The organism is Schleiferilactobacillus shenzhenensis LY-73 (assembly GCF_000469325.1).
Lineage (GTDB): Bacteria > Bacillota > Bacilli > Lactobacillales > Lactobacillaceae > Schleiferilactobacillus > Schleiferilactobacillus shenzhenensis.
Map to the genome: position 1 here is coordinate 114,884 of NZ_KI271588.1, position 8,768 is coordinate 123,651.

7 protein-coding genes are annotated in these 8,768 nt (G+C 56.9%); 1 reads left to right on the forward strand and 6 read right to left on the reverse strand.

Going from position 1 to position 8,768, the window contains the following annotated elements; all coding sequences use genetic code 11:
* Window positions 1-155: 155 nt before the first annotated feature.
* The gene (locus L248_RS07370; protein WP_022529526.1) at window positions 156-2,135 is read right to left on the reverse strand and encodes a glycoside hydrolase family 127 protein; all 1,980 of its coding nucleotides are present in this window, start codon (window positions 2,133-2,135) and stop codon (window positions 156-158) included.
* Window positions 2,136-2,260: 125 nt separating this feature from the next.
* Here L248_RS07370 and L248_RS07375 point away from each other — a divergent pair, with 125 nt between their 5' ends.
* Window positions 2,261-3,151 (forward strand): AraC family transcriptional regulator, encoded by an 891-nt coding sequence (locus L248_RS07375; RefSeq protein WP_040535488.1) that lies wholly within the window; start codon window positions 2,261-2,263, stop codon window positions 3,149-3,151.
* A gap of 49 nt (window positions 3,152-3,200) precedes the next feature.
* Here L248_RS07375 and L248_RS15850 read toward each other — a convergent pair whose 3' ends face one another.
* The 5 genes from L248_RS15850 to L248_RS07400 all read right to left on the reverse strand — a co-directional run bounded on the left by L248_RS15850 (window position 3,201) and on the right by L248_RS07400 (window position 8,459).
* On the reverse strand, window positions 3,201-3,647 hold the full coding sequence (locus tag L248_RS15850; protein WP_155828593.1) for a hypothetical protein: 447 nt from the start codon (window positions 3,645-3,647) through the stop codon (window positions 3,201-3,203).
* Window positions 3,640-4,110 carry a Panacea domain-containing protein gene (locus L248_RS07385; protein WP_022529529.1) on the reverse strand — a complete coding sequence of 157 codons (471 nt, stop codon included), beginning with the start codon at window positions 4,108-4,110 and terminating at the stop codon, window positions 3,640-3,642. Before L248_RS07385 ends, L248_RS15850 begins: the two co-directional genes overlap by 8 nt.
* Before the next feature lie 339 nt (window positions 4,111-4,449).
* The gene (locus L248_RS07390; RefSeq protein ID WP_022529530.1) at window positions 4,450-4,917 is read right to left on the reverse strand and encodes a Panacea domain-containing protein; all 468 of its coding nucleotides are present in this window, start codon (window positions 4,915-4,917) and stop codon (window positions 4,450-4,452) included.
* A gap of 279 nt (window positions 4,918-5,196) precedes the next feature.
* A complete protein-coding gene (locus L248_RS07395; RefSeq protein ID WP_022529531.1) occupies window positions 5,197-7,752 on the reverse strand; it encodes an ABC transporter permease in 2,556 nt (851 codons plus the stop codon).
* 5 nt (window positions 7,753-7,757) lie between these two features.
* Window positions 7,758-8,459, reverse strand: coding sequence for an ABC transporter ATP-binding protein (locus tag L248_RS07400; RefSeq protein WP_022529532.1), 702 nt, complete (start codon window positions 8,457-8,459; stop codon window positions 7,758-7,760).
* Between the last annotated feature and the right edge of the window lie 309 nt (window positions 8,460-8,768).

An 8,768-nucleotide genomic window follows, 5' to 3' on the forward strand; every position in this document is an offset into this window, starting at 1 on the left:
ACTTTGTCAAAAGGCTCAAAGCTGTGCCGGCCACGTTCCACGCCCAGCCAGCCGGAGGGTCCAAATCGCCGGGCCCTGCGGACCATACCTTGGTTCACGAGTCGGCAGCGCGCAGCACAACGCCGTATCGGCCCAAATCGCCGGGCCTCCAACGCTTACGCCTGGTGCACCCAGACCATCATCTCGCCCGGCGCCCGGTTGGCCCAGGCAAAGTACGGGATGAAGGTCAGCTGCTGCTTATGGGTCAGCGTGGTTGCCGGGGTGCCGTAGAGGCTGCCCGCCGGTGTGGCAGCGTCGGTGTGCAGGGCGTTGGCCGTGATCTTCATGGTCGGAACGGCGAAGGTCGTGTCGTCTGGCGTGACGGTGAATTCCGGTGTAGCCGGCAGCGTGTTAGCCTGCAAGTGGCGGCCGTTGTCAGCTTGTTCCAAGGTGTAGACCACCGGTCCGCGCTGGATGGCAGTCTTGCCCACATCGTCCTTGATCCGGGAATCGGCGTGGACCATCTGCACACTCATGTCCAGCGTCAGCTTGATCTGCGTGGTACTGATCCAATTTCTCTTCATCTTCAAGTAACCATGGTCCAGCTCGGCTGCCAGGGGCTGGCCGTCCACGGTGACCGTGTACTGGTGGCGGCTCCAGGCCGGGATGCGGATGGCCACGGTCGTCTCCACGGCTTGGTCAGCGGTAATGGTGAACTGCACGTCGCCGGACCAAGGGAAGTTGCCAGTCTGCTTGATCGTCAAGCCGTTGTCGAAGGTGGTCTCATTGCCGATGAACTGGTCGGCGTAGATGGCGTCGTCCGTGACCGTGTAGATGTACTGATCGACGGAGGCCACCAACCGCGCCAGGTTCGGCGGGCAGCAGGCACAGCCGAACCAAGCCGCGCGCTGGACCTTCACGTGGGACTTCATGGGATCGTTCTTGCTGGCTTCCGGGTCGACTTCCAAGGGATTCACATAGAAGAAATGCTCGCCGTCCAGGGACATGCCAGAAATGGTCCCGTTGTAAAGTTCCCGCTCCAGCACGTCGCCATAATCAGCGTCCTGACGGGCGTCCCGCATCTGCTTAGCAAAGAAGGACATGGCGCAGGACGCACAGGTCTCGGCGTACGCCGTGTCGTTGGGCAGGTCGTAATCGAAGGTGAAGGCTTCCCCCTTCGGCGCAGAGGAACCAACCCCGCCGGTCACATACATCTGCCGCTGGGTGATGTCTTCCCACAACCGCTGACTGGCCGCCAAGAGGCTCTGGTCACCGGTCTGCCGCGCGACATGGGCCATGCCGGTGAGCAGGTAGACCATCCGGACGGCGTGGCCCTCCGCGCTCTGCATTTCTCGTACCGGCACATCATTCTGGAAGTAGGACGCTTCGGGATCCGGCTTGCTGGCATCGCCGTAGTAGGGGTCCTCGATCTTCTTAGCTTGCACATTCTTAAGCTGTTCTTCGAAGAAATTGTTGGGCCGGGTGCCCCGCTGGTCGATCATATACTTAGCCACGCGGGTGTACTTCGCATCGCCGGTCTCGTCAGCCAGCTTGGCCAGGGCCAGTTCAACTTCCGGGTGACCGGGATAACCGTGCATCTTGTTGTCCTCAGGGCCAAAATTAGCGTCGATACAGTCGCCCATCTTCTTGGCAATGTCCAGGGCCTTCTGATTGCGGGTGGTCTGGTAGTAGGCCACCCCGGCTTCAATATAGTGACCCATGACGTACAGTTCATGGCTCAGGGAGACATGGGTGAACTTGTGCTCCGGCGCTTCAATCTGAATGTACGTATCCAGGTAGCCGTCCGGTTCTTGGGCTTGGGCGATGATGTTGATGAGGCTGTCGGCGATGCCTTCCAGTTCCTTGTCGGGGGCGTACCGCAACGCATAGGCCACCGCCTCCAGCCACTTGTAGACGTCAGAATCCTGGAACCAGAAGCCGTAGAAATGGCCCTTGCTCAAGCCCGCCGCAATCTTCAGGTTCTCAACCGCATGACTCTTCTCCACGGCGTCATAGGCATCCGCGTTTTCCTTCTCAATGGCAATTTCCTTGTCGTCGTTGATCACTGACCACTGGTAAGGAATCAATTTATCCTTCACAATCGCTCGGTATTTTGTCCAGAATGGATCGGTGACCTTGATATGCTCGATTTTCATTTGCGCTGTCCTCCTAATTTGTATCAATACCGTTAGTTTAAGGGCTTTCACAGGCTGAGAGAACTGCTATACTGATAGAAAAGGTGGACAAATCTGACTTGTTCGTGAAAGGATGGCCCGATGACATGCAGTTCTTGAATTTTTCTCTAGAAGCCCCGCTAGCCTATGCTTCCTGCGGTGAATTCACCGCCGAGCTGGGCTGGCAGCACCACCGTTACCAGCACGAAACAGACACGGAGATTCTGGTCGGCCTCAGCGGCCAGGTCTTTCTGCAAGTCAGCGGCGAAACGTTCACGCTGGAAGCCGGTGACGTGCTGACGGTATTCCCCCACGAAACCATCCAAGGGACCCGGCAAACGGTGACGCCCAGCACGTTCTTCTGGCTGCACGTCGTCGCTCCGGCGACGGTGACCGCCCAGCCGGCCGCGAACGCCCTCACCCTGCCCCGTTTCTTCCACCTTCAAGCGCAAGAAAAGGCCGTGGTCAACATCCACCAATTATTGGATGTCAGCCACAGCCATTATCTCGTCCCCCGCGCCGCCGATTACCAAGCCACGATGCTGTTCATTGAGCTGGCCAACGACGCCGCTCAGCAGCGAGCCGCCAGCCCGAGCCACCAAGGCATCAGCAACCTGGTGCGGGAGTGGATCCGCACCCACATGGCCGAGCCCCTCACCGTCACGGCCATCGCCGACCGCTTCCACCTGAATGCCAGCTACCTGACCCGCATCTTCAAGCGGGCCACGGGCATGAGTATCCAGGAATACATCAGCAGCGTCCGCTTGGACTACGCCCGCTACCTGCTGCTCACCACCAGCGAACCGGTGGCCGCCGTCGCCCGCCAAGCGTTCTTCAACGACCCCAAGTACTTCAGCCGGCTGTTCAAGAAGAAATTGCAGCTGACGCCGAGCCAGTACCGGCAGGCGTACACGCATACCTTCTTGAATAACCAGCAGGTCGATCCGGGGGTGGACGTGGCGGCACAGGTGGCCCAGTTGGAGAACAAGCAGCGTTAGGTTGGATGGCGTTCAATTCATTGGTTCCCACGGAATGACAAATTAGCGGTCAGTGCTTATAGGTTTCAAAATCCGTGTCGACCGCTAAAATATAGACGACTGTATTAATCATTCCACAAATCACCCGACCTAGTTTATTCAACCTAAAGACCCAATAACCCGTTTCCAAGTGTTCATCGAAGCCCATTGAATGGAACTTTGGATCAACACGAAAACGAACCTCGGTGAAGGGCATTAACTCAAATCCCTGTTCCCGGTTTCGATTCATCACCTGTACTTTTCGATCAGTGGACAAGGCTTCCACCTTCTTTAACAGCTTCTGTGAAAACTTACGGTCGCGCTTCATCAGCGCATCCAAAGAATATTTCTGTTCATGAGTGATGAACGAAAAGTTGAAGGCGAGGTACTGGTCAGCGTCTGAATGTTGCGTATCGGTGAGTGACGGCATCTTCCTTCGACCAGAAGAAGCGATTATGTGCGGTGATTTTCTAGCCATATGCAAGTACGTGTTGTTCGAAATACCGTTTGAGCACGCCTTGATCAATGACGTTATCCTCGCGCGCCCTCGCCTCTATCCATGGTGTCTGCTTCTTAACCGCTTCACTCAGCTCATTCGTTGACCAGTCCCAAAATGCATCGTATGCCGCGCGCACGGCTTCCCGGCTATGCTTGTCATCATCCACAATCTGTGCTGAGACCCCATTGTGATGAGCAAACGGATCGAGTGCTTCTCTTTTACCGCTGAAATGCCGCTGCACGGAAGCCACTTTAGCCCCAAATACCCATGCCGTCATGGGCTCTGAAAAGAGGAGCTCATCGTTGGCGGCCAAGTGATAGCCCTGTGCAACGTACAAGAGATTCATCAGTTTGATTGGTGTTAACACATCAACCAAAGGGTTTGTCTTCACGTCGGCAGCATTCGTCAAAATAAACCAATCCACAACATTTTTTACATCCATTATTTTTCCTCCATCCTACGAATCGGTGGTTACTTTCCCGTCACTAATACATTACGCAAAAGCACCGTCATATTTAAAAAAGCGGAGAAATTTTCTATTTTGCACGTGTACACGTACTGTACCCCCATGACTAACGCAACCAAAAGAGACAGACAGTCCTGGTCATTGACTCCTCATCCTGTAAGCCTAACTTTTCACAAAGCTAAAATGATACCAGAGGATTAATGCCGATACGAAGAGAAATGGGAATCCACCGCAAGGACATAAAATAGATTGTCGTCAATCTTCACAAAATGCACTGGCTTATTGAGGTTCGGTTTTCTGAGCTGACCGCCTCGATTACCCATGAGCCATCACATGCTCAGCAAAATAGCGGCCCAAAACTCGCTGGTCAATGATTTGTCCGCCATTTGCGTCTAGCCAAGGTTTTTGCATGCGAATAATGGTCATCAAGTCACTGGCCGATGTGCCGCCATAGGCTTGATTCACAGAATTCACGGCTTCGCCCGCTTCGGGATCTTTCTCCACCTCATGGTAGTTATTCCGATCGTGCTCCCGAATTTTACCGGCCACATAATTGCGGCCATCGAAGCGCGTATACACGCTTTTAATCAGTGCGCCGTACTTCCACGTCACCATTTGTTCGTCGAACAGCGGCCGACCCGTTTCAGCGAGATTAACCCCTTGCGCAAAGTACAGCAGATTCATCAGCTTGACCAGGGTTAAATTTTCAGCAGCCCGATTTTGGTGAACATCAACAAAGTTGGTCACCCGAAACCAGTCAACTAGTTTATTCACATCCATCATTAGTTCCTCCTTTTCACGAATCAACGGGTAATCCTGCCCGTCATCTATACATTACGCAAAGTGACGGCAAAGGTGAAAAATTAAAAAAAGTCCCTTGTTTGCATGTGTACACGTATTTTACCCCATTACCGCCGCAACCAAAAGAGACAGGCCGCCTCGGGAAAACTTATCCCTCGCACCTGTCTCGATCAATCGAATGCTAACTGATTATTAGGATTCTCCTTGTACCGGTTTGCTGGTCATTCCTCAGCGTCCTTTGCTGAGGAATGACCAGTCCAGTCAGTCGTTGGACTTCAACGCCTCCACCATATCCACCCGCTTCAGCCGCCAGTGGGTAATCCCCATGACGATTCCGGTGAACGCGATCATCAGCACCGTCGCCACCGCGTAGCCGCTGAAGCTGATGTACAGCGGGAAGATAACTTGCGGCGTCTCCGCCTGGTGCAGAATATACGCAGTGAGCAGATTCCCGCCGGCATAGCCGAAGAGGATACCCACCACCGTCAGGATGATATTCTCCCGACTGATATACATCGTCACTTCGTTATCGTAGAAGCCCAGCACCTTAATGGTCGAAAGCTCGCGGATCCGCTCGGCGACGTTGATATTCGTCAGGTTATACAGCACCACGAAGGACAGTACACCGGAGAGGAGAATGAAGATGAGCACCACGGGGTCCAGCATCTTGCCCATGTTGTTCACCGTCGCTTGCTGGTCCACGGTATAACTGGTGCCCAGGGCGGCGCCGCTCTTGAGCAGCTGCCGGGCCAGCGTATTGCGCTGACTGGCCGTCATGGCCTTGAACCGCACCAGCAAGGAATTGCTGACCGGCTTGGTCCCCAGAATTTTCTGGTAGGCTTGGTGAGAAAGGTACATGGTGTTGCCCACGTAATTCGTGGCAATAGCGGCGACCTTGGCGCTGCCGGTGTCCCCGGCCGTGGTCTTCACGTGAACCGTATCGCCCACCGCCAAGTTCAGCTGCTGAGCCGTCTTCTGGGTCAGGACCACGCCGCTGGCAGGCAGCGTAATGGCCGTGCCGCCCTGCTGGCGATGCAGCCCGACGTACTGCTGCATCTTGACCGGGGCGTTACTGGCAAAGACCGTTACGTCAGTCCGTTTGTGACCATGGGCAGTGAGGTCAGCGGCGTCCGCCGTCACGGCGATACTGCTGCGGTAGTGGGGATTGTCGTCCAAGATTCCCCGGGCGGCGTTCGCCTTCCCGGACCCGTCGGCTAAGCGGACGACCGCTTGATACTTGACGATCTCGCTGTACTGGCGGCCGCCGCTGGCCTGAATCGAGTTCTTGATCCCGAAACCGGTCAAGATCAAAGCGGTGCCCCCGGCGATGCCGATGATCGTCATCCACATCCGGGACTTGAAGCGGAACAGGTTGCGGTAGCTGACTTTCTGATTGAAGTTGAAGCGGCGCCACAGCGGCGTGATCCGTTCCAGGAGGATGCGCTTAGCGGACTTCGGCGCCCGCGGCAGCATCAGATCCGCCGGCTTCTCCGCCAGTTGTTCACGGACGACGATGGCGGCCGCCCCCACTGTCGCCAGCAGGGAGAAGACCGCCGCCAGTGCGGCGACGTCCCAACCAAAAGGCACCACCGGCGTCAGGGGCAGATACTCGTTCTTATATAAGGCAATCACGATCCGGGGAATCGAATAATTCCCGGCCACAGAACCGAGCACCGTCCCCAGCACCCCGGCCAGCAGCGCATAGTTCAGATAATTCAGCGCAATGCGCCACTTGCCGTAGCCCAGCGCCTTGAACGCCCCGATTTGGCCGCGGGCCTCCTCCACCATCCGGGTGACGGTCGTGAAGGTGATCAGCGCCGCCACCAGGAAGAAGAACACCGGGAAGACATTGGCGATGGCCGCAATGCGATCGGAGCTGTCGCCGTAGGCAGAAAAGCCGGGCAGGTCATTTCGCGTCTCCCACGTATAAGTCGTATGGACGGCCGCCACGGCTTTCTTCCGGCCAGCCGTCAAGGCGGCTTGCTGCGCCGCGATTTGGGGCGAGTCACCGGCCAGTTTCTTGGCCGCATCCAGCTGTTTTTGCTGGGCATCTAACTTCTTCAGCGTGGGTGCCAGCAGTTCCGCGTTCCGGTCCTTGGCCCGGGTCTTGAAGACTGCCTTCAGTTTTCTCTCCTGGATCTTGACCAGATCCTGGTAATGGTCCGTCACCGTATCGGCCGTCTGCAGCTTAGCAAAGCGGACGTTGAGCAGGCTGGCGGCGGCCAGCTTCATCTGGCTGGCCGGAATGTAGGCAAAGTAGCGGACTGTGCCGTCGCCGACGTTGGCCGAGCCGCGCTGGCTGTTGTCGATGTAGAGCGGTGAATCGGCGAAACCAACGATGGTGAACGTCTGCCGACCCAGCTTAGCGTCCGCCGGGAAGGTGTAGGTCTGGCCCAGCTTGTAACCGTAAGTCCGCTGGGCCCGGGCATCGAGGACGATCTCGTTGGTCCGGCGCGGGGCGTGGCCGCTGCGCAGGGAGAAAGCATTCAGCCGCTGCCCGGCGGTATAGCCATAGAGCGCCACCACCTGGCCGCGGCTGCCGTTCACATACTTGAACTTGACCGCTTCGGCTTGGGCGCCGGCCACCTTCTCGGCAGCCGTGACGTCCTTACCAGTGAAGCCGGTGGAAGAAAAGAGCTGCACGTCGCTGAGCCGGTCGTCCTTGACCGTCGCGTTCAGCGAGGCGTTCAGCGCCGGCCCGGTGGCCTTGACGCCGACGAAGATCAGCGCGCCCAGCAAGATAATCAGAATGATCGCGATGAAGCGCCCCAAGGAATCCTTGATGTTGCGCCACATGTACTTGGCCATTGGCTGCATCGCGCTCACCACTCAATCTCGGAGACCGGCAGCGGGGTCGCGTTATCCGCCACCGACCGCACCTTGGCATCGTTGATGCGGATGACCCGGTCGGCCATCTTGGCAATCGCCGAGTTGTGGGTGATGATGATCACCGTCTTGTGGTCCCGGTGGCTGGCGTCTTGGAGGAGAGAAAGGACCTGCTTCCCTGTCTCGTAATCCAGCGCCCCCGTCGGTTCATCGCACAGCAAAAGCTTTGGATTCTTCGCCAAGGCCCGGGCAATCGCCACCCGCTGCTGTTCGCCGCCGGACAGCTGGGAGGGAAAGTTGTTCAAACGTCCGCCCAGCCCCACTTCTTTCAGGACGGCGGTGGGATCCAGGGCATCCGGCACGATGGCCGTGGCCAGCTCCACGTTCTCGGCCGTCGTCAGGTTGGGAATCAAGTTGTAGAACTGGAAGACGAAGCCCACATCGTTGCGCCGGTAAGTCGTCAGCTGCTTCTCGCTGAACTGGGCAATGTCCGTCCCGTCGACGACGATCTTGCCGCCGCTGGGAGAATCCATCCCGCCGAGAATATTCAGCAGCGTTGACTTCCCCGCCCCGCTGGGACCGAGGATCACCGTCAGCTTGCCCTGGTCAATGGAGAAAGAAATATCATCGTTGGCCTTAATGACCGTCTCGCCCATTTGGTACCGTTTGGATTCATGCTGCACGTCAATATAGGCCATGTGTATCCGTCCCTTCATTTCATTGCTTGAACACCTTGTCTATTTAATGCCATTATGTAATACTCAAGAAAACCGCGCAAGCACATCTTGAAAGCCGAGTGTCATGAACCCGACACTTTTCGCAACGTTGTTCAATTCATGTCGGTCAACGGGCCGGGTGCCTCCGGGCTCCGCAGATTGGGGCTGGAACGTGTTGGGTGTGGTGAGACCCTCCCCGGCGCCGTGCCAAAGCTCCGCAAGCTCCGGCAAAATGGGCGGCGACGCGCAGCTAGTGCGAAGCCGGTCCTGCGGAGCTAGTGGTGGGCACGG